Here is a 26,398-nt window from a genome sequence, read left to right as displayed (position 1 = left end):
CCGGCAACGCCAAGCCGAGATCATCGAGTACTTCACTGATGGACTTGTGACGATATAGCGCCAATGCCACCATGAGCCAGACCACTTGCTCGGCAGGCAGGCGGCGATGGCGGATGCTCGTTGCATCGGTGCGCTGCACGGCCTGTTCAATCCATTCGACAGGCAAATGCTCTCCTAGCCGACGCCAGTCAGGCGCTTCGAGGTGGTTTGCAAGGAAATGGAGAGTGTCATCGAGCATCGACACGCAGGTTAACAGCTGGCCCGAACGTTTACAAGCCCAAAATAAAAATGCCGTCCAGTCTTAACTGAACGGCATTAGACGCCAGGTCGGGTTTTTTATTATCTTAGGAGTCCTGCGAAAGCTGCGGCAGAACTACATCTTCTCTTTACATCTTCTGTTGCACGTCCTGCGCCGCGTCTTTTACCTTTTCACCGCCGGTTTTTACGTCCTGGCCCATGCCGGCAACCGTATTGCAAGCGGATAGTGCGCCTAGCACGCCAAACATTGCCGCAATTACCATTATCTTCTTCAGCATCGTGTGCTCCTTAAGGTGAGGGTAAGGCAACAATCTTATCACTAGAATTCCGCAGGGCGAAAAATGCCTTAATGCGCTTGCCATAACAACAATAGGCCGCTTACCCCATCCCACAGGATTTGCACGCCGATACAGAGCAAGATGAACGAAGTCATGCGCTGCATGACAGTAGTGCCGGTGTCGCCCAGCAGGCGTATCAATACGCCTGCAAAACGGTTGCAGAGATAGACTATCAATGCCGCTATTGCGAGGCCTGCGACGGCAGCGATCAGGGATAGCGGCAACGGCACGTTCGGCACGCGTACGCCGGCGCCGAGGGTGATGGCGACCGAGATCGAACCGGGGCCGACAGTGAGCGGGAACGCCAGCGGATAAAACGCTTTCTTTGAAGCGAGCTGCTCGGTCCAGAGCGACTCCGGCACGGCTTCTGCCATCGGCATTTCATCGGAGTTCAGCATTTTCCAGGCGGTGGCCACCACTAGCAGGCCACCGGCGACTTTTACCACGGGTAGCGACAGGCCGAAAAAAGCCAGTACGTGGGTGCCGATGAACATGCCTCCCATCAGCAGCAGGAAGGAATTGATGGCTACCCCGCGCGCCAGTGCGTTGCGGGTGCCGTCGGATGCGGTGATGGTCAGCGCATGGAAAATCGGCGCGCCGCCGGGCGGGTTCATGATCGGTAGCAATGCCGCCAGCACGAACAGCACGGTCTTCAGGAAGCTTAGTAAGTGGAATTCCATGTGCGCATGTCGTCAGTAGTCATCGGTGGCCCGATTCTAGACTGACGGCATGGCGGCGGCAAGCAATGCCGCGCATCGGGGGGCGAAGCAGGAGTCGGCTTACCGGCGGCTTACCATCGGCTTACCAGCCGAAACGTTCGCAGGCGCGGCGGTATACCAGGCCGGACAGGGCGATGTCTTCGACGCCGACGCCAATCGCCTTGTAGATCACGAGGTCGTCTGGCTGGCGCCGGTAAGTGCTGCTGCCATCGACAACCTGTCCTAGCTCCCATACCTGGTCCCAGGCGAAAGTCCCGGGCTTGCACAGCAACAGATCGCCGGCTTCTTGCTGTGCCTGCGGTTTCCATTCAACTACCAGGGCGTTGGCGCGGGCAATCGCACGATCGTCGAGTTCACGCAGGTTGCCTTTGCTGGCGCCGACCGCCGCAACGAAAGCGCCCGTTTTCAGCAAATCGCCGGAAAACAACGGCTCGGCCGAACGCGTTACCGTGACCACTACATCGCCGCCCTGTGCCGCCTCATCGATACTGACGGCGCGCGCCGGAATTCCGGTTTGCTGCGTGATCTGTTCTGCAAACTGCTGTTGGCCGCTGCGACCCGCAATCAGGATTTCCTTGAATTTGCGCACTTCCAGCAAGGCCGGCACATGTGAGTGAGCCTGAACCCCGGTGCCGATCACCGCCAGCGTGGCAGCATCCTGGTTGGCCAAGTGATCGGCGGCGACCGCGGTGGCTGCTGCGGTACGCAAACCGGTCATGGTATCGGATTCAATCGCCGCCAGCGGCCGTCCATCTTCGGTAGAGAACAGCACTGTGACAAAATGAAATTTGCCGTTGATCGTGGTGTAGATCTTGTAACCGGCGATGCCGGCGGCAGGCAGCAATGCACCCATGCTGGACATCATGACGGGGCCGGCGCTGGTGCGGATTCTAGCCTGTTGCGCACCTTGTCCGATGCCGGCGAAGGCCTGGCGCATGGCGGCTATGGCGTCGCCGGTATTGATCAGCTCGGAGACCTGTTGGTTGGTGATGAGTTTCATGGATTTGTTCCTTTGAATTCTTACTATGCGCTAAACGAAAAAGGGCTGGCGTCGATGGCGGTAGCCTGGCCGGCAATCAATTGCGTCAACAGGGTTGCGCTGCCATGCGCCAGAGTCCAGCCGAGACTGCCATGGCCGACATTCAGGTACAGGTTCTTGACCGGGGAGGCCCCAATCAGCGGCACGCCGCTTGGCGTAGCGGGGCGGAATCCGCTCCAGGGAGACAAGTTGTCGTTGTCGGACAGGTCGCCGCAACCAGGAAACAATTCATTGACGCCGCGCTTCAATTCATCGATTGCCGTGGCCGGAATACTGCGATCCATGCCGACCAATTCTACTCGTCCGGCAACCCGCAGGCGATCGCCCAGCCGTGCGTAAACGATTTTCTTGGAGAGGTCGGTGATGGATACCTGCGGCGCCGCGGCCTGGTTGGCGCTATCGACTAACGGCACCGTGATGCTGTAGCCTTTGAGTGGATAGAGCGGCAACGAAAAGCCGGCGCGCTTTGCAAAATCTGCACTGGCCGGACCTAGCGCCAGGACGAAAGCATCGGCGTCGATTTGTTCCTGGCCGGCATGTACCGCGGTCAAGGCGCCGCTCCGCATCTCCAGTTTATGGATACGTTGCGAATGGGCGAAGCGGAAGCCGGGTTGTTGCGACATGGCATCTACCAGTTGCCGGCAAAACATCGCACAGTCACCTGCCTCCTCGCTCGGGGTATACACACCGCCCGCCCAGTCGCGCCTGGCGTTGGCCAGCGCCGGTTCAATTTCCATGCAGCGCGCGGCGTCGATGATTTCCTGCTGGCAGCCATGCTCGGCCTGAAACGCAATTTGTTTGCGGGTGCCTTCCAAACCTTTGGCGTCGCCGTACATCACCAGCTTGCCGGCGGTGCGATGCTGGAAGTCTAACGGGACGGCTTGCGTCAGTTGCTGCAATTGGTCGCGGCTGAAAAACGCCAGCCGCAACAGATCAACCGTGGTTTGCCTGACGCGTTTGGTATTGCAGGCCGCCAGGAATTTGAGTAGCCAGCGCCATTGTGCGGGATCCATTTTCGGCCGCAAGGTCAGCGGCGAGTCGGCGCTGAACATGTATTCAGGCCAGTGGCTCCAGACGGACGGATCGGCCAGCGGCGCGACGTACGAATAGCTGAGTTGTGCGCCATTGCCCAGGCTGGTCTCGCTGCCTGGCAACGCCGCAGCGTCAACCAGGGTGACTTGATGGCCTGCTTCCAGCAGCCGATAGGCGGAAGTGACGCCGATGACGCCAGCACCTAATACGCAAATGTGCATTTGTTCTGTCCTGTTGCGGAAAAGTGATTTTGCAGTGCAAAAAGCTTCAAACACTATACGTACGCGCGGGTGTTCTGTCTCATGCTATTTTGGCATCATCGGTCGGGATAAACTTCAGGCAACAGTGAAAAACCGAGGGTTAGGGTCCTCATTGCGGTAGAATGCCGCCTGAAGTAAGCCAGACAGCCGCTGGCCGACGTTGCAATGCGTTGGCGGGAGGAAGGTCCGGACTCCATAGAGCAGGGTGACGGTTAACGGCCGTCCGCCGTGAGGCGAGGAATAGGGCCACAGAGACGAGCGTATTAAGTTACGGTGAAACGCGGTAACCTCCACTCGGAGCAATTCCAAATAGGCACGCGTTGATGTTGCTCGCGGAGCGTGCGGGTAGGAAGCTTGAGCGCTGGAGTAATCCAGCGCCTAGAGGAATGGTTGTCATAACGCAAGGGCGCAAGCTTGAGCGTCGTAACAGAATCCGGCCTATCGGCTTACTTCATTTTCTTTCGGCTGGGCCATTCTGCATTCGCACGGTTGTAACTGCGGATGCAGTGTCACCGCCTCATCGCCATCTCATCTGTTGTATGCAGTCGTATCCCTTGAATTCCTTGAATCCAGTTTTCGGCCAGTCTCGTATATGACTGTGCAGGCTCCGAAAATTCACTCTTTCAAGGAATTATCATGCGCAAACTTAGCTATGCTTTAACTTTGTCCGCTGCTCTTATCGCCGCCAGCGCGGCATATGCAGAAGATACCGTGATGGTCGGCGGACAAAATATGTACCCCAGCAAGGACATCGTCGACAATGCTGTCAATTCAGCGGATCACACCACTTTGGTAGCCGCAGTAAAGGCCGCGGGCCTGGTGGACACGTTGAAAGGCAAGGGCCCGTTCACCGTATTTGCTCCAACCAATGCCGCCTTCGCCAAACTGCCGCCCGGCACGGTGGAAACCCTGGTCAAACCGGAAAACAAGGCAACCCTGACCAAAATCCTGACTTATCACGTGGTGCCAGGCCGATATGGCTATGCGAAGCTTGAAAGCGCCATCAAGCAAGGTCATGGCAAGGCCGAATTGCCGACCGCCAGTGGTGGCATGTTGACCTTTACGCAAAACGGTCCGCGCAATATTGCCATCACGGACGACGGCGGTCATGTGGCTAACATCAGCACCTATGACGTGAACCAGTCGAATGGCGTGATCAACGTGATTGATACGGTGTTGCTGCCTAAATAATATAGGTCTAGCACGCCGGGGCAGGGACGGTAAGGATAAACATTTCAGTGGCAGCGAGTTAGGGCAACGTTATTCTTCACGTTGCCTTTTTTTCGTCCAAATGGATTGGGTGACGTTTACGTTAACGTCAATTATTGTTATTCTGCGGAGATAGATATTGCCGACAGCAGTAACCGATAACAGTAGTACGGACACCCATTAGCCTTGGAGACAAACCATCATGGATTTCGAATTATCAGAAGATCAACGCGCATTTCAGCAGACTGCGCGTGATTTTGCCGCTGGAGAGCTGGCGCCGCATGCAGCTAAATGGGATGCTGAAGCCATCTTCCCTACCGATGTCATCGCCAAGGCTGGCGAGTTGGGTTTCTGTGGTTTGTATACGCCGGAAGAAGTTGGCGGCCTGGGTTTGTCGCGGCTGGACGCCACCATCGTATTCGAGGAACTGGCGCGCGGTTGCACATCGACTACGGCCTACCTGACGATTCACAATATGGTGAGCTGGATGATCGCCAACTGGGCCACGCCGGCAGTGCGCGCAGGCTGGTGCGAGAAACTGGCGAGCGGTCAAAAACTTGGCTCCTACTGCCTGACCGAGCCGGGTTCTGGCTCGGATGCAGCATCGTTGAAAACCACCGCGCAGCTGGTGAATGGCGAGTATGTGATCAACGGTTCCAAGGCGTTTATTTCCGGCGCCGGCGCTACCGACGTGCTGGTCTTGATGGCGCGCACCGGTGCTGGCGGCGCGCATGGAGTGTCGGCATTCGTGGTGCCGGCTGATACACCAGGCATCAGTTACGGTCGCAAGGAAGAAAAGATGGGCTGGAATAGCCAGCCGACGCGCACCATCAGTTTCGACAATGTCCGGATTCCGGCCGATCACCTGCTGGGGCAAGAGGGCGAAGGCTTCCGCCTAGCCATGCGAGGCCTGGACGGTGGCCGTATCAATATCGCCACCTGCTCGGTCGGCACTGCCCAGGCTGCGTTGGATGCAGCGCATGCGTATATGAGCCAGCGCCGGCAATTTAACCGGCCACTGTCGGATTTCCAGGCACTGCAATTCAAGCTGGCCGATATGCAAACCGAGCTGGTTGCTGCGCGCCAGATGGTGCGCCTGGCGGCTTGCAAGCTGGACGCTAAAGATCCGAATGCGACAACATACTGCGCGATGGCGAAACGCTTTGCCACCGACATCGGGTTCCAGATTTGTAACGAAGCGCTGCAAATCCACGGCGGTTATGGTTACATTCGTGAGTACCCGCTGGAGCGCCATTTCCGCGATGTCCGTGTGCATCAAATCCTGGAAGGCACCAATGAAATCATGCGGGTGATCATTGCCCGCCAGTTGTTGAGCAACGCATCCAATGAGGACATCCGATGAGTAATGTTACCTACGCTACCGACACCTATACCAACCTGCGGCTGGAAATCATCGGCCACACTGCGGTCGTCACGATGGCAAATCCGCCGGCCAATACCTGGACCGGCGACGCCTTGCGCGATTTGACGCGGCTGGTGCAGGCACTGAACCAGGATAAAAATATCTATAGCCTGGTGCTGACCGGCGACGGCGAAAAATTCTTTTGCGCCGGCGCCGACTTGAAACTCTTCGCCGATGGCGACAAAGTCATGGCGCGGGAGATGGCGCGTCGTTTTGGCGAGGCCTTTGAGACCTTGTCCGGCTTCCGTGGCGTCTCCATCGCTGCCATCAACGGCTATGCCATGGGTGGCGGTCTGGAGTGCGCGCTGGCCTGCGATCTGCGTATCGCCGAGGAGCACGCGCAGATGGCCTTGCCGGAAGCTGCAGTGGGTTTGTTGCCTTGCGCCGGCGGCACTCAGAATCTGCCATGGCTGGTTGGCGAAGGTTGGGCCAAGCGCATGATCTTGTGTGGCGAACGGGTCAATGCCGAAACGGCATTACGCATCGGTTTGGTCGAGGAGTTGGTACAAAAAGGCGAGGCCAGGCAGCGCGCCTTGGCGCTGGCCGAACAAGTCGCGAAGCAAAGTCCGTCCAGCGTCACCGCCTGCAAGAAGTTGATTCAAGGCGCGCGCAGCAATCCATTGGCGACCTTGCTGCCGGTGGAGCGCGAATTGTTTCTCGATCTGTTTGACACACAGGATCAAAAGGAAGGCGTGAATGCCTTCTTGCAAAAACGTCCCGCTGTATGGAGCAACCAATGAACGCAGAAGCAAATTTAGCTGCGGCTGCAGCACCGGCTTTGTTTGAAGAACTGACGACCGATAACGGCAAGCGCATCGGCATCGCCACGTTGAATGTGGAAAAGACGCTGAATGCGATATCGCTGGAAATGGTGGATCTGCTGGATCACCAATTGCGCGCATGGGCCGCCGATCCGCAACTGGCGATGGTGGTGTTGCAGGCGGCCGGCGAAAAGGCTTTTTGCGCCGGTGGCGATTTGCAGGGTTTGTACCGCACCATGCTGGATCAACATGCAGCTGGTGGACAAGAGGATATCCGCAGCAATACCTACGCATGCGATTTTTTCGAGCGAGAATATCGCCTGGATTATCTGATCCATACCTATCCCAAGCCGATCCTGACCTGGGGGCACGGCATCGTGATGGGAGGCGGGATCGGCTTGATGGCAGGCGCCAGCCATCGCGTGGTGACCGAGAAATCGCGGTTAGCCATGCCGGAGATCACGATCGGCCTGTATCCGGACGTCGGCGGTACATGGTTCCTGAATCGCATGCCTGGCCAGATCGGCTTGTTCCTGGCTTTGAGCGGCGCCTCGATTGGTGCGGCCGACGCTATTTTTGCGCGACTGGCCGACCATAAAATCGACCATGCGCAAAAGCAGGCGGTGATTGCTGCATTGTTAACCCAGCCATGGAATGGACAGCAGGACGATGTCCTGTTAAGCCGGGTATTGCAACATGCCGAGCGCCAGGCCGCAGGCGCAGAAGCGCGGGTCGCGGGGCCGACACCGTTGCATCAGCATTTTGAGTTGATCAACCAGCTATGCAGTGCGCCGACCCTGGCCGAGGTGGTGAGCAATATCGTCGAATTGAAGACGGAAGATCCCTGGCTGCAAAAAGGAATCGCGACGCTGGTAGCGGGTAGTCCGGCATCTGCCTGGTTGTCGCATGCCTTGCAAAAGCGGGCGCGGCATATGTCGCTGGCGGAAGTGTTCCGGCTGGAATATGTGGTTTCCCTGCATTGCGCCGCCCGCACCGATTTCGCCGAGGGTATCCGGGCGCTGATTATCGACAAGGATCGCCAGCCGCGCTGGCAACCTGCAACTTTGGCCGCTGTCACCAACGATTGGGGCAACGGCTTTTTCGACAACCCATGGTCAGAGAAGGATCATCCGCTGGCCGATCTGATCTGATTATCTGATCTAATTTCGAGCCGAGAACCAATATGCAGCGACGCAATATTCTGTGGACAATGTTTTCATCAATCGGTGCGGCGGCAGTCCTTGCCGGAGTCGCCTCACATGCAAAGGCGGCAAACGTGGCAAGTGTGGATAAGGCCAAGGTCGCGTATCACCTGAGCGACATCGATAAGGCCGGCTTCGTAGTTGGCAATATCCAGAATCATTACGATGGCATGGGTGGGCCAGACAAGGTGAAAATTAATCTGGTCATACATGGACCGGCGCTCAAAGCGTTTCACTCCGCGCAGGCAAGCTCGGAATTCAGCCAGCATGTCGCCCAACTTGCAAAAATGGGGCTGGTGCTGAGCGCCTGCATCAATACTATGAAAGCGCAGAATGTCTCGTTAAAAGAGCTGTTGCCGGATTTTACGGTTGCCGATAAAGGTGCAGTTGTGTTGCTCGCCGATTTGCAGGCACAAGGTTATGCCTATTTGAGGCCCTGACGGCGGTCTCTTCATAAGTACCTGGAAAGCTAATCTGAAATGGCGGCGGGTCGGCAGGAATAAATCAACTCTGACCCTAATTGTTTTTTGTGGATTGGTGGAAAAGCCTTGTCGGGTAAGGGTGGCGCACGATGATGGTGCTCGTTGTGTGTTGTCGGTTCGCTACAATTTCTTTAGTTTGATCCCATTTTAGTATAATAAATTTCTTATATGAAACATATGAGATGGACCATGACGCGGTGGTTCTTCAGGGGGCTAACCGGCTTCGCAGCGCGGTGAAAACGCGGTTCCGCGGGTAGGCGCGGGGCCGGTATAACGTATTTGATTCTCCTTGATAACATCTTCGGTTACCCCTTATACTTCGAAGGTTTTAGCTTGTGCGTATAGGCAACTTGCCAGGTGTCGATAGTGCATCATGATTAAGCGAGAATGGGACTTGAGGCGTAACTGCGCAATCGCGCCGCGCCAACTTGGTTTTTTCTATGCAATCCTCTGTGCCACGTCGTTTGCCGTGGCAATCGGCTTTACCTTGCGCGGGGCCTGGTTCGTATTGCTGTTTGCGGTATTGGAAATGTCTGCGGTAGCTATCGCATTCCTGATCTATGCGCGACATGCCACGGACCGCGAGCACATAGCGATGCTGGACGATTATCTGCTTGTGGAATTGATACAGGCACAGGAAATTCGACAATTCAAGCTGGATTTACGTTCAATCCGGATTGCGGTGCAGGAGACAAACAAGGGCCTCATAGACATTGAGGCGCTTGGCACCAGGGTTGAGGTAGGGCAGTTTTTGACGGAATGGAAGCGGCGCGAGTTTGTTCTGGAGCTGCGGCAGGAGCTACAGCGCAGCCAAAAGGCTTGTGCTTGACATAATTATAATTTTGGGCTTTTGAGGAAATCATGGAATATGCGAAGCGCCTTATATCGTTGATGCTCGGTGCGTTGCTCTTGTCGGCATCTATGCCGTCTTGGGCGGTGGTCGATAGCCCGGGTGGTCCAGCGGTACTGCAGATGAACTTTCAACCGCCGGTGACACAAATCGCTCAGCAAATCTATGATCTGCATCACTTGATGCTGATCATTTGCATAGTGATCTTCCTCGCTGTTTTCGGGGTGATGTTCTACTCCATTCTCAAGCATCGCAAATCGCTCGGCCACAAATCGGCCAGCTTCCACGAAAGTACCGGCGTCGAAATCGCCTGGACCGTGGTGCCTTTCCTCATCGTTATCGGTATGGCCTTGCCAGCCACCAAGACGGTGGTGGCAATGAAAGACACGTCCAATGCCGACATCACGATCAAGGTCACCGGCATGCAATGGAAGTGGGGCTACGACTACCTGAACGGCGACGGCTCCGGTATTTCCTTCCTGTCCAACCTGTCGACGCCACACGAACAAATCGTTGATTCGACCAAGGTCAAGAACGACAACTATCTGATCGAAGTCGACAATCCGATGGTGGTTCCGGTCAACAAGAAGGTTCGCATCATCACCACGGCTAACGACGTGATTCACTCCTGGGGCATTCCTGCATTCGGCGTCAAGCAAGATGCGATTCCCGGATTTGTGCGCGATACCTGGTTCAAGGCAGAGAAGGTCGGCACTTACCGCGGCCAATGCGTTGAACTGTGCGGTAAAGACCACGCCTTCATGCCGATCGTTGTCGAAGTCCTGAGCGAAGCTGATTACAAGACCTGGGTCGATGGCAAGAAAAAGGAAATGGCTGCACAGGCAGACGATCCGACCAAGACCTGGACTATCGACGAGTTGAAGCAACGCGGCGAAAAAGTTTACACAGCCAATTGCGCGGTTTGCCACCAGGCTACCGGCAAGGGCGTACCCGGCGCCTTCCCGCCGCTCGATGGCGACCCGGTCGTCAACGGCCCGCGTGCCGCACAGATCAATGTTGTGCTGAACGGCAAAACCGATGGCAGCATGCAAATGCCTGCGTGGAAAGCCGTGTTGTCGGATACCGAAATTGCTGCGGTGATTACTTACACCCGTAACAACTGGTCCAACAAAGCCCAGGAAAATATTGTCCAACCAGCTGAAGTGCTGGCTGCGCGTAAGTAATACTTAGGAGATTGAGATGAGCACTACCGCAGTCGATCACGCACACGATCATTCTCACGACGACCACGCGCACCACGACCACCCACACGGCTGGCGGCGTTGGTTGTTTGCTACCAATCACAAGGACATCGGTACCCTGTACCTGTGGTTCTCCTTCACCATGCTGCTGTCTGGCGGTGTGCTGGCATTGCTGATCCGCGCCGAGCTGTTCCAGCCTGGCCTGCAATTCTTCAAGCCGGAATTCTTCAACCAACTGACCACCATGCACGGTTTGATCATGGTGTTCGGCGCGATCATGCCGGCTTTCGTCGGCTTCGCCAACTGGATGATCCCGCTGCAAATCGGCGCGTCCGACATGGCTTTTGCGCGGATGAACAATTTCTCGTTCTGGCTGATGCCGCCGGCTGCCTTGCTGCTGCTGACTTCATTCCTGGTTCCTGGCGGCGCAACCGCTGCCGGCTGGACGCTGTATGCACCGCTGTCGACGCAAATGGGACCTGGCATGGACATGGCGATTTTCGCCATCCATATCATGGGTGCATCGTCGATCATGGGTTCGATCAACATCATCACCACCATCCTCAACATGCGCGCGCCTGGCATGACGTTGATGAAGATGCCGATGTTCTGCTGGACCTGGCTGATTACCGCTTACCTGCTGATCGCCGTGATGCCTGTTTTGGCTGGCGCGATCACCATGACACTGACCGACCGTCACTTCGGCACCTCGTTCTTTAACGCAGCCGGCGGCGGCGATCCGGTAATGTATCAGCACATCTTCTGGTTCTTCGGCCATCCAGAGGTGTACATCATGATTCTGCCGGCGTTCGGCATCGTGTCGCAGATCATCCCGGCATTCGCGCGCAAGCAATTGTTCGGTTATGCATCGATGGTGTACGCTACTGCCTCGATCGCGATCCTGTCGTTCATCGTCTGGGCTCACCACATGTTCACCACCGGCATGCCAGTGACTGCGCAGCTGTTCTTCATGTACGCAACCATGCTCATCGCGGTGCCGACCGGCGTCAAGATTTTCAACTGGATCGCTACCATGTGGCGCGGTTCGATGACTTTCGAAACCCCGATGCTGTTCGCGATCGGCTTCATCTTCGTGTTCACCATGGGCGGCTTCACCGGCCTGATCCTGGCGGTAACCCCGATCGACATCCAGATGCAGGATACCTACTACGTGGTGGCGCATTTCCACTACGTGCTGGTGGCCGGTTCCCTGTTCGCCCTGTTCGCCGGTTATTACTACTGGGGTCCGAAGTGGACTGGTTTCATGTACAACGAAACCCGCGGCAAGATCCATTTCTGGAATTCGCTGGTCTGGTTCAACGTGACTTTCTTCCCGATGCACTTCCTGGGCCTGGCCGGCATGCCACGTCGCTACGCCGATTATCCGGCGCAGTTCACCGATTTCAACATGCTGGCTTCGATCGGCGCCTTGGGTTTCGGCCTGAGCCAGGTCTACTTCCTGTTCTTCGTGATCATTCCGTCGATCAAGGGCGGCAAGAAGGCGGCCGACAAGCCATGGGATGGCGCCGAGGGCCTGGAATGGACAGTGCCTAGCCCTGCGCCTTTCCATACTTTCGAAACGCCACCGACCTTTAAATAATGGGAATGGCGGGTAGCAGGTGAGCCCGCCAACTCTGTGCGATTGCCCAAAATGAGTAACCCGAAAAAGCCTAATAACGTACGTACCGGATTGCTGGTAGGTTTGCTTGCCTTGAGTTTTTTCATCGCGATCTTCGTCAAGATGTTGTGGTTCAAGTAAATGACTAACCCTCTGGATAACCAGGCGAAAGCCGAAACAAAAAAACTGAATTGGCAGATGCTCGGCAAGCTGATGGTAATTGCCGTGATGATGTTCGGTTTCGGTTATGGCCTGGTTCCGGTGTATAAAAAGATTTGCGAGATTACCGGTGTCAATTTCCTGACGCCGAAAGATGCAACAGTGGAAGCGCCGACCAATACCCAGGTCGACAAGACCCGGACGATTACCGTCGAATTCGACGGTAATTCGCAAGGTCCCTGGCGTTTCCGGCCGACAGTCAATAGCCTGCAGGTGCATCCGGGTGAAATGACGCAGGTAGTATATGAAGTGGTGAACAAGCAATCGCGCAAGATGGATGCACAGGCGATTCCGAGTTACGCACCGCAGCAGGCAGCGGCTTTCTTCAAGAAAGTCGAGTGTTTCTGTTTCACCCAGCAAACTCTCGGCCCTAACCAGGCCAAGGAAATGCCGGTGGTGTTTTACATAGATCCTGCTATACCTAAAGATGTGAAAGTAATTACGTTGTCATATACGTTTTTTGAAATTGCAGGGCAGCCGGATAAGCCGACCTGAACATGTCGACCTGAATCCAGACAGCCTGGCAGAGTAACTTGGGGTATCAAATGTCGGATCTGAAGGAAGCAAGCCGCCGCAAAGCCTCATTCGGCGCCACCATGAAGGCCGTTTTCTGGTCGTTCTTCGGGGTCCGCAAGAGGAAAGATTATGAAAGCGATGCAGCCGGTTTGAATCCGGTGCATGTAGTGATAGCCGGTATACTCGGCGCCTTGATTTTTATAGCGATCCTGATCACCATTGTGAAACTGGTTGTCGCTAAGTAAGTTGAAGTAAAGCCGTGTAGGGTGGTCAGGATTTTTTGCCCACGCGGATAACAAGTTCCGAAAAATCTAACAACAGCAATTATTTAATATTTGTATCGGGAGATGGAAATGAGTTCTCAACAAGGTAGTGCACCTTACTATTTCGTGCCTGGCCCATCCAGGTGGCCAGTGCTGGGAGGTGTATCGCTATTGGCGACGATGGCTGGCGCTGCAGCGTGGGTCAACAGCGTCACCTTGGGCCCTGAGTTGTGCGCCATTGGCCTCTTGTCTTTCCTGGTCGTGCTGTACAAATGGTTCGGCGACTCCATCCGTGAATCCGAAGGCGGCTTGTACAGCGCGCGCATCGATACCTCGTATCGCTGGGCCATGAGCTGGTTCATCTTCTCCGAAGTGATGTTTTTCGCCGCGTTCTTTGGCGCCCTGTTCTACGCACGCAGCATTGCGATGCCATGGCTGGGCGACCTCGACAACAAACTGTTGTGGCCAGACTTCGCCGCGCATTGGGGCAATGCCGGCCCGGCCGGTACCATCGAAGCCTTCAGCACCATGGGACCATTCCCGATCCCGACTATCAATACCGCTCTGCTGCTGACATCAGGCGTTACGCTGACGATTTCCCACCACGCCTTGCGTTCCGGTCATCGCGCCAAGACGGCATTCTGGCTGTTCGCAACGATTGTGCTGGGCGCCACCTTCATGGGCTTCCAGGCTGCCGAATACATTGAAGCGTATAGCGATTTCAACCTGAAACTGACTTCCGGTGTCTACGGTTCCACATTCTTCCTGCTGACCGGATTCCACGGCTTCCATGTGACCATCGGCGCCATCATGCTGTCAGTGGTACTGTATCGCGTGCTCAAAGGGCATTTCACTCCGGAGCACCATTTCGCATTTGAAGGCGCTGCCTGGTACTGGCACTTTGTGGACGTGGTCTGGCTTGGCTTGTACGTTGTGGTGTACTGGTTGTAACAGCAAAAGCGGATTACGCGCTTAATTGAGCGCAGTAAAAAAGGCCACACTTCGGTGCGGCCTTTTTTACTGCGGATTGCTGAGAGCAATGCGCTACAGCAACGACGCGGTGCTTATGCAATGCTTAGTGCAACCCGGTCGGCTGGATATACCCGAGTTTGTACAAGACCAGCAACAAGATGAACAGGGCGACAGAAAAGCCGACACGCATGGTCAAGGCCTGTACCGTACGGTTACTTTTACCTTTGTCGCGCATCAGGAAAAGCAGTGCCGAGAACAGGCTGCCAATGATCAGGATGAAGGCAATGGCAACGACGATTTTCATTTTATGGGCCAGGAAAATAGAGACTAAGGCGGTATTGTAATGCCAATCAGATTCCGTTTTCGCTTGATTCCGTTTGTAGTCACTGTATTGCTGGTGGTGCTAGGCATAGCGTTGGCACAATGGCAAACGCGGCGCGGCGATCAAAAGCAGGCGATCGAAACCAAATTGTTGCAACGCAAAGCCGATGCTACTGTCAAATTCGGCGACGGATCGCCGGGTATCGATCAACTCGAATACAGGCACATGGCGTTGCGCGGCGAATTTATTACCGGTTGGCCGGTCTATCTCGACAATCGCCCCTTGAACGGTGTCGCCGGGTTTTATGTGCTGATGCCGTTCAAACTTGCGGTCTCGGGCAAGGGCGGGAATACGGGAGAAGGTAGTTACGTACTGGTAGCGCGCGGCTGGTTGCCACGCGATCCGGCGGATCGCAGCAAGTTGCCGTCCTACCCCACGCCGGCCGGCACGATTGAGATAGAAGGGCTGGTCAGGCGCGATTTCGGTCATGTTTTGCAGTTGGGCGACGCGGCCCCACCGCAGCCCGGGGCAATTGTGCAGAATCTCGGAATAGACGAATTCGCAGCGGCCAGCAAGTTCAAGCTGCAACCGTTCGTGATCGAGCAAACCAGCAACACCGAAGATCATTTGCTGCGTGATTGGCCCAGCCCTTCGCTCGGTATCGAAAAACACCGCGGCTACGCATTCCAATGGTATGCGCTGGCCGTGATGGCGTTCATTTTTTTTGTTGTGACAGGATTTAGACGTGGATCAGAAAACACCAACAAGCCAGCCGCTCAACGTTCCGGTTGATAATCATGCTGGCAACCCGGCTGGCAATCAGGCTGAAAACAAGCAGCGCCAGAGCGGCCGCTGGAAATTGTTCGCGGTGATTGCGGTATGTGCAGCACCGATGATTGCTTCCTATTTCACGTACTACGTCATCAAGCCACAGAGCCGCAATAACTACGGTGCGCTGATCGATCCGCGCGACTACCCCATCCCCGAGCTGGGCAGCACCGCGCTGGACGGCAAGCCGCTCACCCTGGATGCCTACAAAGGCAAATGGCTGATGGTGCAGGTCGACGGCGGCGAATGCCAGAAGGCCTGCCAGGATAAGTTGTTCGAGATGCGTCAGCTGCGCCTGATGCAAGGCAAGGAAATGGAACGGATTGAGCGCGTCTGGCTGATTACCGATGACCAGCCGCTGTCGACTGTCGTGATGCGTGAATACGACGGCACCAGGTTGTTGCGGGTGAAGCCGGATTTGCTGAAAGCATGGCTGCCGACCGAGGCCAATACCAGCGCCGCCGATCATATCTACCTGATCGATCCGCTCGGCCATCTGATGATGCGCTTCCCCAAGGATGCCGATCCAAGCCTTGTCAAAAAAGACTTGTCCAAGCTGCTGCGGGCTTCGGCGATAGGATAAGCTGATGACAACGCCAATGTTATTTCAGCTCGGCAGCATGGGATTGCTGGTTGCCTTGCTGGCGTTCTGCGTGGTCTGGGTTTCCAGCGATACCAATAAATATCGCAAGCTGGTATGGGTAACGCTGTTCCTGACGTTTGACCTGATCATGTTCGGCGCCTTTACCCGCCTGACCGATTCCGGCCTCGGTTGCCCTGACTGGCCAGGTTGCTACGGACATTCCAATCCGTTGCAGGCGCATGCGCATATCAGCGCGGCCCAGGAAGCCATGCCGGACGGCCCGGTGACGGTAATGAAAGCCTGGATCGAAATGACTCATCGTTATTTCGCGATGGGCGTCGGCGTGCTGATCATTTCCTTGATGGTGATCGCCTGGATGCGCTGGCTGGGTTGGCCTAAGGCTGGAAATTCTGCGAGCGGGCAAAAAAGCAGGCAGGAAAGCAAATTCTCACCGTGGTTTCCAACTGTGCTGTTTTTATTCGTCTGCCTGCAAGGCGCTTTCGGCGCCTGGACGGTGACCCAAAAACTGCAGCCTGTGATCGTGACTACGCATCTGCTGCTTGGCCTGACCTTGCTGGCGATGCTGACCTGGCTCGGCGCGCGTCAAAGCGCACATGCTCCGGTGGCGGCCAGCGCCGCGTCTCTGGTAAAGCCGGCCTTGATCGGCATGTTGTTATTGGTTCTGCAGATTGCCCTAGGCGGGTGGGTAAGCACTAACTATGCTGCGCTTGCCTGTACCGACTTCCCTACTTGCCACGGCGCACTCGTGCCGCATATGGATTTCGCCAATGGTTTCACCCTGTGGCGCCATCTGGGCATGACTGCGGATGGCGAGTTCCTGTCGTTCCAGGCATTGACCGCGATTCACTGGACCCACCGCAGCTTCGCTTTCGTGGTGATTGCCTTCATCGTCTGGCTGGCCTGCAAAGCCTTGCGCACCCAGGGTTTGGAAAAGACCGGGCGCTGGCTGCTGATCATTGTCGGCTTGCAATTGATTACCGGGTTGTCTACTATTTTCCTGAACTGGCCGCTGTCGATTGCCGTAGCGCACAACGGTGGGGCGGCGCTGCTGCTGCTATTGCTGGTCATGTTAAACTATAAGGCTAGACTTGCTTTAAGCGTGTCCTCGGTTTTGGGGGCGCCAAGCCATCCAACTGCTGATCGCCTCAACCCGCAACCATGACCGCTTTGACCATACCACCTAATCGAATTGCCCAGTACTGGGCGCTGACCAAGCCGCGCGTTACGCAGCTGGCGGTATTTTGTGCGGTGATCGGCATGTTCCTGTCCACCCCGGGCTTGCCCGATTGGCAACGTGTGATTTCGGCCACTATCGGCATCTGGCTGCTGGCCGGTGCGGCTTTTGCCGTCAACTGCCTGGTTGAGCGTGAAATCGATTCGCGCATGGCGCGCACCGCTCGTCGTCCCATGGCGCGTGGTGAAATCACCGTACCGCAGACACTGGTATTTTCCGGCGTGATAGGCGGGCTCGGCATGTGGGTGCTGTATAACTTCGTCAATCCGCTGACCATGTGGCTGACTTTCGCCACGTTTGTCGGTTACGCAATTATCTACACCATCATCCTGAAGCCTGCGACACCGCAAAATATCGTCATCGGCGGTCTGGCCGGCGCCATGCCGCCAGCCTTGGGCTGGGCGGCGATTGCCAACGACGTGCCGATGCAAGCCTGGCTGCTGGTGATGATCATCTTCGTCTGGACTCCGCCGCACTTCTGGGCGCTTGCCATGTACCGGCGTGACGACTACGCCAAATCCGGTTTGCCGATGTTGCCCATCACGCATGGCATGAAGTACACCCAGTTCCAGATCCTGCTCTATACGATTGCCTTGGTGGCCACCACCATGCTGCCGTTTGCGGTTGGCATGAGCGGCCTGATCTATCTGGCCAGCGCAGCGGTGCTGGGCCTGATCTTCCTCTGGTACGCATGGCAGATTTACCGGCATTACACCGATTTGATTGCGCGCAAGACTTTCGCTTATTCAATCGTCTATCTGTCGCTGCTGTTCGCCGCTCTGCTGGTCGATCACTATCTCAAATTTTGAAAGCAAACATGAAGCGTGTGACTCCTGTCGCCTCCATTTTCGCGGGGCTGCTGATGGTGCTGTCGGTGTTGTCGTTAACCGCCTGCGGCGACAAATCGACAGGTGGAGGCCAGGAAATGACCTTGTCGCCGGCCAACAGCGCTTTCATCAATACTGACGTAACCGGTCTCGGTTACGCCCGCGATTTTGCCCTGACAGACCATACCGGCAAGCCGCGCACACTGGCTGATTACAAGGGCAAGGCAGTGGTAGTGTTTTTCGGTTACACCCAGTGCCCGGATGTTTGTCCGACCACCATGGTGGAGATGGCCGATGTCATGAAGGAACTGGGGCCGCTGGCAAGCAAGGTGCAGGTATTGTTCGTTACGGTTGATCCGGAACGCGATACACAGGAGTTGCTGTCCCACTATGTGCCGGCGTTTGATCCAAGTTTTGTCGGCCTGTATGGCGACCAGGCGGCGACCGACAAGGTGGCTAAGGAATTCCGTGTGTTCTATCAAAAAGTACCTGGCAAGACGCCGGGCAGCTACACTATGGACCACACCGCCGGCAGCTATGTGTTTGATCCGGAAGGCCATATCCGCCTGTTCATACGTCACGGCCAGGGGGCTGACCCGATCGCCCATGATTTGAAATTGTTATTGAAATGATTAGCGAGTGCGGCGCCCGATCTTGACGGCGCGCGCAATAGAAAAAGGCAGCCAAGGCTGCCTTTTTCTATTTGCAATCAGACAAAAAATCGGATCGTCAGGCAAACGCTGCCAGCGAACCCTTCATCTTCTTCAGCGCAACCGCTTCAATTTGCCGGATCCGCTCGGCCGATACGCCAAACTCATCCGCCAGTTCATGCAAAGTGGCGCCTGAACCGTCATCGTTGGCCAGCCAGCGCGCTTCCACGATACGGCGTGAGCGATCGTCCAGCTTGCTCAAGGCCGATTCCAGGCCCTCCGACTGCATGCGGTCATAGCGCTGCGCTTCCAGCACTTTGCTGGGCTCTTGCGCGTCGGTCGACAGATAGGCGATCGGTGCAAATTTGTCGTCATCGTCGTCAGTCGGCGCTTCCAGCGCGATGTCGCGGCCGGTCAGACGCGTTTCCATCTCGATGACTTCTTCGCGCTTGACGTTGAGGGTCTTGGCGAGCGCATCCACCTGGCTCGGCGTCATGGCGTCCAGGCCTTCTTTGTGGCTGCGCAGGTTGAAAAACAGTTTGCGCTGCGCTTTGGTGGTGGCTACTTTCACCAAACGCCAGTTTTTCAGAATGTATTCATGCATTTCCGCCTTGATCCAATGCATTGCATACGACACCAGCCGTACGCCTTGGTCAGGATCAAAACGTTTAACGGCTTTCATCAGGCCGATGTTGCCTTCCTGGATCAGGTCGGCATGCGGCAAGCCGTAGCCGAGATAGCCGCGCGCGATCGACACTACCAGGCGCAAATGCGACAGCACCAGCTTTTGAGCGGCGCCGAGGTCGTTTTTGTCGCGCAATTGTTGTGCGAGCGAAATTTCTTGGTCATGTGTCAACATCGGCAGACGATTGACTGCCGAGATATACGCATCGATATTCCCCAGCGTGCCCGAAAAGCCGAGCGCCAAGGCATTGGTGTCGGTAGGCATTAAAGCTGTGTTGACTGATGGATTCTTCATTCTTTCTCCTTGCTGTCCGGCCAGCTAAAGCTGCCGGTAGATCAACGATCAGACGTTTGACTTGGATATATTAGCACTCTCTATTGTTGAGTGCTAATAGGATTTGTTAAAGAGTGTGTATAGGGCGGTGCTATCGATATTATTCTTTTGATTGTTCGAAGCGCGGGAGTTAGAGAGGTAAATTCGGAGAAAGTTGCGTCCATACGCAAGGAAATGCTGCGCAGCCGCACGATATTTTGTTACAAGTTATTAATTGCTAAAAGGCAATGTGTCAGGCGGCAAGGTCAGGGGTCATCTCGAGGAAAGCGTCGTACGGGGCGTCAGACAGGAAATCACTTAACTGCGCCAGATGTGTGCTATCGGCAATGCTGATATACAACCGCGCCGGCGGTTTGCGCAGCAGGCGGTTGAGGGTGACGCGCAGGGTCAGGTTGCCAATACAGCAAAAGCAGCCGGGGGCGATCCGCTTGATATCCAGCTCATGGGGAAATGTCGCCAGTTTGCCGTCGGACAAGCCTTCCAGTATGAGTGCCGTGCTCAGGTGACGGCCGTTGCGTGCCAGGTCTTGCTCTATAGCGAAGTGGATGGCGGCTTCGCGCGAATTGGCTGAACCGCCGCTAACCAGGGTGGTGAGGGTCATACGCTTTCTATCCGTCAGCTATCTGCCTCTATCCGCCTTTTTTCGACAACTTTCCCGGGTCAACGCCGAGCTGTTTCAGTTTGCGGTACAGATGGGTGCGTTCCAGCCCGGTTTTTTCCGCCACCCTGGTCATGCTGCCGCTTTCGCGGATCAGGTGATATTCAAAGTAGGCGCGCTCGAAAGCATCGCGTGCCTCGCGCAGGGGCAGGCCGAATGACGACGAAAACAAACTTTCGGATGCGACCGCAACCGATGGCATGGCAGCGATGTGCGTTGTTTCAGACGATGCCGGATTGCTAAAACCGCCGCCAGGCGCCACCACATCATTCAATTCACTCGAGGCGGTTACCGGCTGCGGATACAGGGTTGGCGCCCGGGCAGTCTTGGGTCCTTGCGACAAGCCCTGCTGAACTGCTTTCAGCAGTTTTTGCAAGGCGATCGGTTTTTCCAGGAAATTCAGCGCGCCGATACGGGTCGCTTCTACCGCGGTGTCGATAGTGGCGTGACCGGACATCATGATGACCGGCATGGTTAGCAAGCCATCCCGCTGCCATTCCTTCAGGAGTGTAACGCCGTCGGTGTCAGGCATCCAGATATCGAGCAGCACCAGATCGGGCACGCCGCCCTGACGAAACTCGCGAGCCTGTTGTGCATTTTCCGCGGCGGTTACTACATGCCCCTCGTCACCTAAAATCTCCGAGAGCAATTCCCGAATTCCCATTTCGTCGTCAACGACTAGGATGTTAGCCATGCGGTTGCCTTCCCATTTCCTGTTGCATCAAATCCCACTGTGTGGACGATTCAGATAGTCCAGTTAAATTGTTGATGTCTCGTTGTTTTATTTCCGCGTCCGGATACATTGGATACATGCTATATCACTCAACTGCCAATTTGCAGATGTTCTGCGTCAAATTATGGCCGAATCATGACTCGACGCTAACTTTAACAGCAAAATCAGGATTTTTGCGCCCTTTGTATCGCTTCGGTTCTGCAGATCGATGCGTCCGCCGTGCTCGTCGATGATTTTTTTCACCATCGGCAAACCCAGGCCGGTGCCGCGCGGCTTGGAAGTGACGTACGGTTCGAACGCCCTGGCCAGGATTTTTGGCGAAAATCCGGAACCGTTATCGGTAATCGAAAGCCGCACCGCCGTACGCGATAAACCGTCCGAACTCTGGTAGCTGACACGTTCGGTGACCAAGTCGATTCGCGGCGGCGTCGGGTCGCCGCTTCTATCCATGACAGCATCCTGGGCATTTTGCAAAAGATTATGGATGACCTGCCGCAGTTGCGTGGCGTCGCCCATGATCTTGGGCAAATCCGCTGCCAGCGATGCGTGAATCATATCGCGTTCGTCGCCGGCCAAATAGAGATGCAGGATTTCCGCCACCAGCACATTCAAATCGAGCTCGCTCAGGACGGCTGGAGGTGTCTTGGCGTAATCGCGGAAATCGTCCACCATGCGCTTCATGGCGGCCACTTGGTTGACAATAGTATCGGTGCTTTTCTTCAAGATAGCCGAATCATGCGGCATCAGCTTATCTTCCAGTTTCATCTGCAGGCGCTCGGCCGAGAGCTGGATCGGCGTCAGCGGGTTCTTGATTTCATGCGCCAGGCGGCGCGCCACTTCGCCCCAGGCAATCGAACGCTGGCCGGAGATGACGTCTGAAATATCGTCGAACACCACCACATAGCCGGTGCGGTTCTCTACCGGCAGGCGCGAGCCGCGGGCCAGCAAGGTGATGTCGTCGCTATCGTTGCTCGCGCCGCTGTCGACCCGGCGCGGGATTTCGATCTGCTGTTGCCAGTGCAGCAGCTCAGGGCCGATCTTGCCGGTGGCGAATTGCGCATTCTGTTCAGAGAAGGCGTTGATGATGACTTCCGCGAAATGCGTCAGGCCGTCGATGATGGTGAGCGGCTGGCCGATATGCGGGGAAAAATCGTACTGCAGGATACGTGCTACCGACTGGTTGCTGGTAACCAGGCGGAAATCGCCATCCAGCACCATCACGCCGGCCGACATATTCGCCAATACCGATTCCAGATAAGCTTTAGCGTTTTCCAGTTCACTGCGATTTTTTTCAACCGTGGCGCGGGCATCGTACAACTGACGCGTCATCAGATTGAAGGATTGGGTCAGGGTGCCCAGTTCGTCCGAGGTGGCGACAATCGGGCGCGGCGACAGATTGCCCTCGGCCACGGCTTTGGTGCCTTCTGCCAGCAGCAGCAACGGTTTGGCGAGGTCGGTTGCGATCAGGAAGGCGCTGGCGATGGCGCCGAAAACCGCCAGCAGCAAGGTCAGCGTCAACGTCACCAGATAGATTTTGCGCAAGCCGGAACGGCCCAGCGAGCGTTCTTGATATTCGCTATAGGCAGAGCCGAGTGCTTCGGCATTGGTCGCGAGGTAGGTCGGCACCGGTTGTATCATTTGCAAAAAATGTGTTTCGTTTTGCAAGGTGGAGCTTTTCAGCGGCGCCGGGATTTCCACTACCACGTGCAGGCGCAGGTCGTTGGTCTCATTACCTGTGGCGGCGGGAGAGGCAGAGGCGCCGGCCGGGTTGTCCTGATCGCTTTCTATGGCGGAAAACCCGCGTGGCAAGCGAGCCTGCTGCAACATGTTGGGCGATGGTAAATTGGGTACCAAGGTTCCCAGGTGGCCGCCGACGGAGGCGATCACCTGGCCATTGGCGGTGACGATCGAGGCTTCCAGGTTCTGCTCGTTGAGCCGTCCCAGCTGGGTTGCCTGTGCCGAATTAGAGAGATCCGACCATTCCGACGCCAGCGTGCGTGCCCTGGAGCTAAGGTCGCTAAGCGACGATTCAAGCGCGGCATGGCTCAGGTTCAGGCCGGATTGCAATGCCGATTCAACGTGGACGTCAAACCAGGACTCGATCGAACGCGATACAAACTGGACAGATACCAGATAGATCACGACTCCCGGCAAGATCCCGATCAGCGCAAACATGAACACCAGCTTGGCCGTTAGCCGGGAACCGAATTTGCCGCGCTTGTAACGTTTATACAATCGTCCGAGCAACAGGCAGACCAGCAAAAACAGCGCTACCGCCACCAGCGCATTCATGCCTAGCAGCCATGAATAGTGCTTATCGAAAAAATCTGAATTGGCCGATGCTGAAGAAAGCAGGAATAGCAGGATGCTGACGATGGCGCCGCCGACAACCAGCAAATAGCGTAGCGCGCGCGACACGGCTATTCCACCCTGTAGTTGAAGCTCTTCCAATCGGAAGAAAAGCGCCAGTCGCTATTGTTGAGGGCGTTGACTTGAAACGGTTTGGACAGCAATCCCAGGTCGAGGCCCATGCGTACCGCGACCCGGTACACCTCGCCGCTCTTGAGAGCGCTCTTGTCGGCGATCAGCCAGCGGCTTGGCCGGCGGATCAGCGACAAGGCATCGTCCAGCGTGTTAAAACTCTGTTGCAGGCTGCCATTGATAGCGACGTTGTAACGGCGCGTGATGACGTTGTATTGCAAGCGGATGGTTTGGGTTGCCGTGATGGCTTTTTCGTCGAACCAGTACCAACGGGGGCGCGTCAGTTCGACATCGGTCGTGAAGTACAGCGTGACGCCGCGATTGACCACATCCTCCAGGCCGCGGTTGAGATCGAATGAAAATGTTGCCGACAACTTGTAACCATCGTCACCAGTTTCGATATGGGCCTGAATCAATTCAACGCCATCTGCTGCAGAGCTGGACGCAGGGCTAAAAGACAAAGCCAGCAGCAGAGCCAGCAGCCAGTATCTGATGAATTGAAGCAATGGTCGTGTCACTGGTTTCAGTTATGTTAAAAAGTTATTGCGGAAGTGCGCCAGCACTGCGGATATAACACTACGAGCGCTACGAGCGCTACGAGCGTCAGCATTTCTGGAACAGCGCGTAAAACAAGCCGTCATGATCACGTTCCCCATCGGCGGTTGGCAGCAATTGTCCGGGCGCGGGCAGTCTGCGCGCATTGTTCCGTTCGGCAAAAGCGACTGCCTGGGCCTCTGATTCTTGTGGCCATACGGAACAGGTTACGAGTAACAATTTACCATCCGGGCGTAGCATCTGCCAAAGATTGTCCAGAATCTTTGCCGAAAGTGTTGCAAGTTGCTCGGTATCGGTCTTGCGTCGCAACCAGCGTATATCGGGATGACGGCGCACGATACCGGAGGCGGTACACGGAACATCGGCCAGGATCCGGTCGAAGGGCACGCCATCCCACCAGTCGTTGCCCTGGCTGCCGAGGCTGGCATCACCCAGTTGTAGTTTGGCTTGCAGTTGCAGCCGTTGCAGATTCTGGGTGATGCGTTGCAAGCGTTTAGGATTGTTGTCCAGCGCAGTCAGTTCGACATCGGCGGACTCCAGGATGTGGCCGGTCTTGCCGCCGGGCGCAGCGCAGGCGTCCAGCACCCGCATGCCGTCCTGCAGGTCGAGCAATGGCGCTGCAAGTTGCGCAGCGGCGTCCTGCACCGACGCCAGGCCGTCGTCGAAACCGGGAATCTGGGCCACCGGCATTGCGCTGTCCATGCGGATCGCATCAGGACCGATTTGGCGGGCAGTTATAGAGTGGCCTGCTAACGTTTCCAGATAGGCCGCTACCGAGGTTTTACGGCGGTTGACGCGCAAGGTCAGCGGCGGTGCAATATTGCCGGCAGTGAGGATGGCTTGCCATTGCTGCGGATAGGCGGCCTTCATGCGGTCGATCCACCAGACCGGATAGTTCCACAGGCCGAACGGTGTTTTGATGGCAGTTGCGATCAACGCCTGGCGTTCACGCAGGAAACGTCGCAGCACTGCATTCACCATGCCTTTGGCGTGGGCCATCTGCGGATCCGAAGAGACCGCAGTGACAGCTTGATCGACCACTGTGAAATTTTCATAGGCGGGATCGTCGACATCGGCCAGCAGGCACAAGGCGGCGCACAGCAGGCAATGCAGCAAGGTCGGTTCCGGCGGCCGGCTCGCGAGGTTGGCCAGCAAGGTTTCAGCACGGCCGATGCCACGCATGGTGCGATAAGCGATGTCCTGGATGGCGCCGCGGGTCGGCGCCGGTGCGGCCGATTGCGCAAATACCTGGGTCAGCGCCTGCGGCAGCGCCGCGCCATCGCGTACCAATGCAATGGCTTGGGCCGCGCCTAACAGGCTAAAGGCGAGAGAGTCTTTTTTTAGGGTCGAATAAGTCACAAGTGGTTCAGGTCGATTCTGCGGGTGATGGTTATTGAAAATTAGTTCTTGGTCAAAGCCAGTTTTATACCCAAGGCAATAAAGGCGGCGCCAACCGTGCGCTCCAGCCAATGCTTGATCTGCGGATTGTTGCTGGCATGGCGTGTCAGCGTCCCGGCCAGCATGGCGGTGCCGCTGTTCCAGCACAACGTGACAACAGAAAACACCGCGCCCAGCAACAAGAAGGCAGCAATCTTATGCGGCGAATCATGGCGCACGAACTGTGGAAAGAACGACAGGAAAAACAAGATCACCTTGGGATTGAGGACATTGGTGATCAGGGCCTGCACAAAAATGGTCTTGTGCGAACGCAGGTCAAGTTGCGTCATCTTTTCGTCTACGCTGGCTTTCTTGCTGAGCAACATCTTGATGCCGAGATAAATCAGGTAAGCGCCGCCCGCCAGTTTGACTGCCATGAATGCGGTGGCGGAGGCCGCCAGCAGCGCCGTCAGGCCAAAGGCCGACAAGGTGGCGTGGATGCAGCAGCCGGCCGTGATTCCTAGCGCCGACAGCAATCCGGCACGGCGTCCCTGCGCCACGCTGCGGCCGACAATATAAGCGGTATCCGGGCCGGGAGTAGCGTTCAGTAGCAAGACAGCCATCAGGAACAGGCCGAAATCATTTATGCCGAAGGTAATCATGACGATGCAGCAAGGCGAATGGTAACAATGCGATTGTAGCGGGGATATGGTCGCTCACCTACAGTTGGGGGAGCGATTGTGGCGGC

Annotated in this window: 29 protein-coding genes and 1 other RNA gene; 17 read left to right on the top strand and 13 right to left on the bottom strand. The window is 56.2% G+C overall.

Annotation, left to right across the window (positions count from 1 at the left end):
• The 5 genes from BM029_RS21550 to BM029_RS21530 all read right to left on the bottom strand — a co-directional run.
• A partial coding sequence (locus tag BM029_RS21550) for a transposase domain-containing protein (protein WP_170851172.1) occupies positions 1 to 238 on the bottom strand: 238 nt, incomplete at its 3' end.
• Positions 239 to 386: 148 nt separating this feature from the next.
• Positions 387 to 536 carry an entericidin A/B family lipoprotein gene (locus tag BM029_RS21545; protein ID WP_092356051.1) on the bottom strand — a complete coding sequence of 50 codons (150 nt, stop codon included), beginning with the start codon at positions 534 to 536 and terminating at the stop codon, positions 387 to 389.
• Positions 537 to 604: 68 nt separating this feature from the next.
• Positions 605 to 1,276 (bottom strand): MarC family protein, encoded by a 672-nt coding sequence (locus BM029_RS21540; protein ID WP_092439566.1) that lies wholly within the window; start codon positions 1,274 to 1,276, stop codon positions 605 to 607.
• 121 nt (positions 1,277 to 1,397) lie between these two features.
• The gene (locus BM029_RS21535; protein ID WP_092439564.1) at positions 1,398 to 2,315 is read right to left on the bottom strand and encodes an ornithine cyclodeaminase family protein; all 918 of its coding nucleotides are present in this window, start codon (positions 2,313 to 2,315) and stop codon (positions 1,398 to 1,400) included.
• A gap of 23 nt (positions 2,316 to 2,338) precedes the next feature.
• Entirely contained in the window at positions 2,339 to 3,607 is a 1,269-nt protein-coding gene (locus BM029_RS21530) for a D-amino acid dehydrogenase (RefSeq protein WP_092439561.1), read from the bottom strand.
• Positions 3,608 to 3,777: 170 nt separating this feature from the next.
• Between BM029_RS21530 and rnpB the strand changes: the two genes are divergently transcribed.
• The 12 genes from rnpB (at position 3,778) to BM029_RS21470 (ending at position 14,342) form a co-directional block, all read left to right on the top strand.
• Positions 3,778 to 4,103, top strand: an RNA gene (gene rnpB / locus BM029_RS21525) — RNase P RNA component class A.
• A 179-nt stretch (positions 4,104 to 4,282) separates the two neighbouring features.
• Positions 4,283 to 4,837: a fasciclin domain-containing protein gene (locus BM029_RS21520; RefSeq protein WP_092439559.1), complete on the top strand. Its 555-nt coding sequence runs from the start codon at positions 4,283 to 4,285 to the stop codon at positions 4,835 to 4,837.
• Between the two features lie 220 nt (positions 4,838 to 5,057).
• Complete coding sequence (locus tag BM029_RS21515; protein WP_092439557.1) at positions 5,058 to 6,218, top strand: acyl-CoA dehydrogenase family protein; 1,161 nt, start codon at positions 5,058 to 5,060, stop codon at positions 6,216 to 6,218.
• Positions 6,215 to 7,018 carry an enoyl-CoA hydratase gene (locus BM029_RS21510; RefSeq protein WP_092439555.1) on the top strand — a complete coding sequence of 268 codons (804 nt, stop codon included), beginning with the start codon at positions 6,215 to 6,217 and terminating at the stop codon, positions 7,016 to 7,018. Before BM029_RS21515 ends, BM029_RS21510 begins: the two co-directional genes overlap by 4 nt.
• Complete coding sequence (locus BM029_RS21505; protein ID WP_092439553.1) at positions 7,015 to 8,190, top strand: enoyl-CoA hydratase/isomerase family protein; 1,176 nt, start codon at positions 7,015 to 7,017, stop codon at positions 8,188 to 8,190. The genes BM029_RS21510 and BM029_RS21505 overlap by 4 nt, the downstream gene beginning before the upstream one ends.
• A gap of 32 nt (positions 8,191 to 8,222) precedes the next feature.
• Positions 8,223 to 8,681, top strand: a complete 459-nt coding sequence (locus tag BM029_RS21500; protein ID WP_092439551.1) for a DsrE family protein — start codon at positions 8,223 to 8,225, stop codon at positions 8,679 to 8,681.
• A 415-nt stretch (positions 8,682 to 9,096) separates the two neighbouring features.
• Positions 9,097 to 9,552, top strand: a complete 456-nt coding sequence (locus BM029_RS21495; protein ID WP_092439548.1) for a DUF2244 domain-containing protein — start codon at positions 9,097 to 9,099, stop codon at positions 9,550 to 9,552.
• Positions 9,553 to 9,584: 32 nt separating this feature from the next.
• On the top strand, positions 9,585 to 10,757 hold the full coding sequence (gene coxB, locus BM029_RS21490; RefSeq protein WP_092439546.1) for a cytochrome c oxidase subunit II: 1,173 nt from the start codon (positions 9,585 to 9,587) through the stop codon (positions 10,755 to 10,757).
• 16 nt (positions 10,758 to 10,773) lie between these two features.
• Entirely contained in the window at positions 10,774 to 12,375 is a 1,602-nt protein-coding gene (gene ctaD / locus BM029_RS21485; RefSeq protein ID WP_092439544.1) for a cytochrome c oxidase subunit I, read from the top strand.
• 159 nt (positions 12,376 to 12,534) lie between these two features.
• Complete coding sequence (locus BM029_RS21480; protein ID WP_092439542.1) at positions 12,535 to 13,107, top strand: cytochrome c oxidase assembly protein; 573 nt, start codon at positions 12,535 to 12,537, stop codon at positions 13,105 to 13,107.
• Between the two features lie 50 nt (positions 13,108 to 13,157).
• On the top strand, positions 13,158 to 13,373 hold the full coding sequence (locus BM029_RS21475) for a DUF2970 domain-containing protein (RefSeq protein WP_092356017.1): 216 nt from the start codon (positions 13,158 to 13,160) through the stop codon (positions 13,371 to 13,373).
• A gap of 102 nt (positions 13,374 to 13,475) precedes the next feature.
• A complete protein-coding gene (locus BM029_RS21470; protein WP_092439540.1) occupies positions 13,476 to 14,342 on the top strand; it encodes a cytochrome c oxidase subunit 3 in 867 nt (288 codons plus the stop codon).
• Positions 14,343 to 14,466: 124 nt separating this feature from the next.
• Here the strand turns inward: BM029_RS21470 and BM029_RS21465 are convergent, their stop codons facing one another.
• The gene (locus BM029_RS21465; protein ID WP_092414213.1) at positions 14,467 to 14,667 is read right to left on the bottom strand and encodes a twin transmembrane helix small protein; all 201 of its coding nucleotides are present in this window, start codon (positions 14,665 to 14,667) and stop codon (positions 14,467 to 14,469) included.
• 39 nt (positions 14,668 to 14,706) lie between these two features.
• Here BM029_RS21465 and BM029_RS21460 point away from each other — a divergent pair, with 39 nt between their 5' ends.
• From BM029_RS21460 to BM029_RS21440, 5 genes are read left to right on the top strand one after another with little or no spacing between them, the layout of a single operon-like run.
• Positions 14,707 to 15,477, top strand: a complete 771-nt coding sequence (locus BM029_RS21460) for an SURF1 family protein (protein WP_092439538.1) — start codon at positions 14,707 to 14,709, stop codon at positions 15,475 to 15,477.
• A complete protein-coding gene (locus tag BM029_RS21455; RefSeq protein WP_371329153.1) occupies positions 15,431 to 16,096 on the top strand; it encodes an SCO family protein in 666 nt (221 codons plus the stop codon). The genes BM029_RS21460 and BM029_RS21455 overlap by 47 nt, the downstream gene beginning before the upstream one ends.
• 4 nt (positions 16,097 to 16,100) lie before the next feature.
• Positions 16,101 to 17,279, top strand: coding sequence for a COX15/CtaA family protein (locus BM029_RS21450; protein WP_092439536.1), 1,179 nt, complete (start codon positions 16,101 to 16,103; stop codon positions 17,277 to 17,279).
• The gene (cyoE, locus tag BM029_RS21445; RefSeq protein ID WP_092439534.1) at positions 17,276 to 18,160 is read left to right on the top strand and encodes a heme o synthase; all 885 of its coding nucleotides are present in this window, start codon (positions 17,276 to 17,278) and stop codon (positions 18,158 to 18,160) included. The genes BM029_RS21450 and cyoE overlap by 4 nt, the downstream gene beginning before the upstream one ends.
• An 8-nt stretch (positions 18,161 to 18,168) precedes the next feature.
• The gene (locus tag BM029_RS21440; RefSeq protein ID WP_092439532.1) at positions 18,169 to 18,810 is read left to right on the top strand and encodes an SCO family protein; all 642 of its coding nucleotides are present in this window, start codon (positions 18,169 to 18,171) and stop codon (positions 18,808 to 18,810) included.
• A gap of 97 nt (positions 18,811 to 18,907) precedes the next feature.
• Here BM029_RS21440 and rpoH read toward each other — a convergent pair whose 3' ends face one another.
• The 7 genes from rpoH to BM029_RS21405 all read right to left on the bottom strand — a co-directional run bounded on the left by rpoH (position 18,908) and on the right by BM029_RS21405 (position 26,312).
• Positions 18,908 to 19,807: an RNA polymerase sigma factor RpoH gene (gene rpoH, locus BM029_RS21435; protein WP_092414218.1), complete on the bottom strand. Its 900-nt coding sequence runs from the start codon at positions 19,805 to 19,807 to the stop codon at positions 18,908 to 18,910.
• A 271-nt stretch (positions 19,808 to 20,078) separates the two neighbouring features.
• Complete coding sequence (locus BM029_RS21430) at positions 20,079 to 20,447, bottom strand: GTPase (RefSeq protein WP_092439530.1); 369 nt, start codon at positions 20,445 to 20,447, stop codon at positions 20,079 to 20,081.
• Positions 20,448 to 20,475: 28 nt separating this feature from the next.
• Positions 20,476 to 21,198 (bottom strand): response regulator, encoded by a 723-nt coding sequence (locus BM029_RS21425; RefSeq protein ID WP_092439528.1) that lies wholly within the window; start codon positions 21,196 to 21,198, stop codon positions 20,476 to 20,478.
• Between the two features lie 156 nt (positions 21,199 to 21,354).
• Positions 21,355 to 23,655, bottom strand: a complete 2,301-nt coding sequence (locus BM029_RS21420) for a sensor histidine kinase (protein WP_092439525.1) — start codon at positions 23,653 to 23,655, stop codon at positions 21,355 to 21,357.
• Positions 23,656 to 23,657: 2 nt separating this feature from the next.
• Entirely contained in the window at positions 23,658 to 24,236 is a 579-nt protein-coding gene (locus BM029_RS21415) for a DUF4390 domain-containing protein (protein WP_170851171.1), read from the bottom strand.
• Between the two features lie 85 nt (positions 24,237 to 24,321).
• The gene (gene rsmB, locus BM029_RS21410) at positions 24,322 to 25,632 is read right to left on the bottom strand and encodes a 16S rRNA (cytosine(967)-C(5))-methyltransferase RsmB (RefSeq protein ID WP_092439523.1); all 1,311 of its coding nucleotides are present in this window, start codon (positions 25,630 to 25,632) and stop codon (positions 24,322 to 24,324) included.
• Positions 25,633 to 25,673: 41 nt separating this feature from the next.
• On the bottom strand, positions 25,674 to 26,312 hold the full coding sequence (locus BM029_RS21405; RefSeq protein WP_092439521.1) for a LysE family translocator: 639 nt from the start codon (positions 26,310 to 26,312) through the stop codon (positions 25,674 to 25,676).
• Between the last annotated feature and the right edge of the window lie 86 nt (positions 26,313 to 26,398).

Source organism: Collimonas sp. OK607 (genome assembly GCF_900111995.1).
Taxonomy (GTDB): Bacteria; Pseudomonadota; Gammaproteobacteria; order Burkholderiales; family Burkholderiaceae_D; genus Collimonas.
The sequence above is the reverse complement of the archived record's forward strand: the minus strand, read 5'-3'. Positions and strand labels throughout refer to the sequence as shown.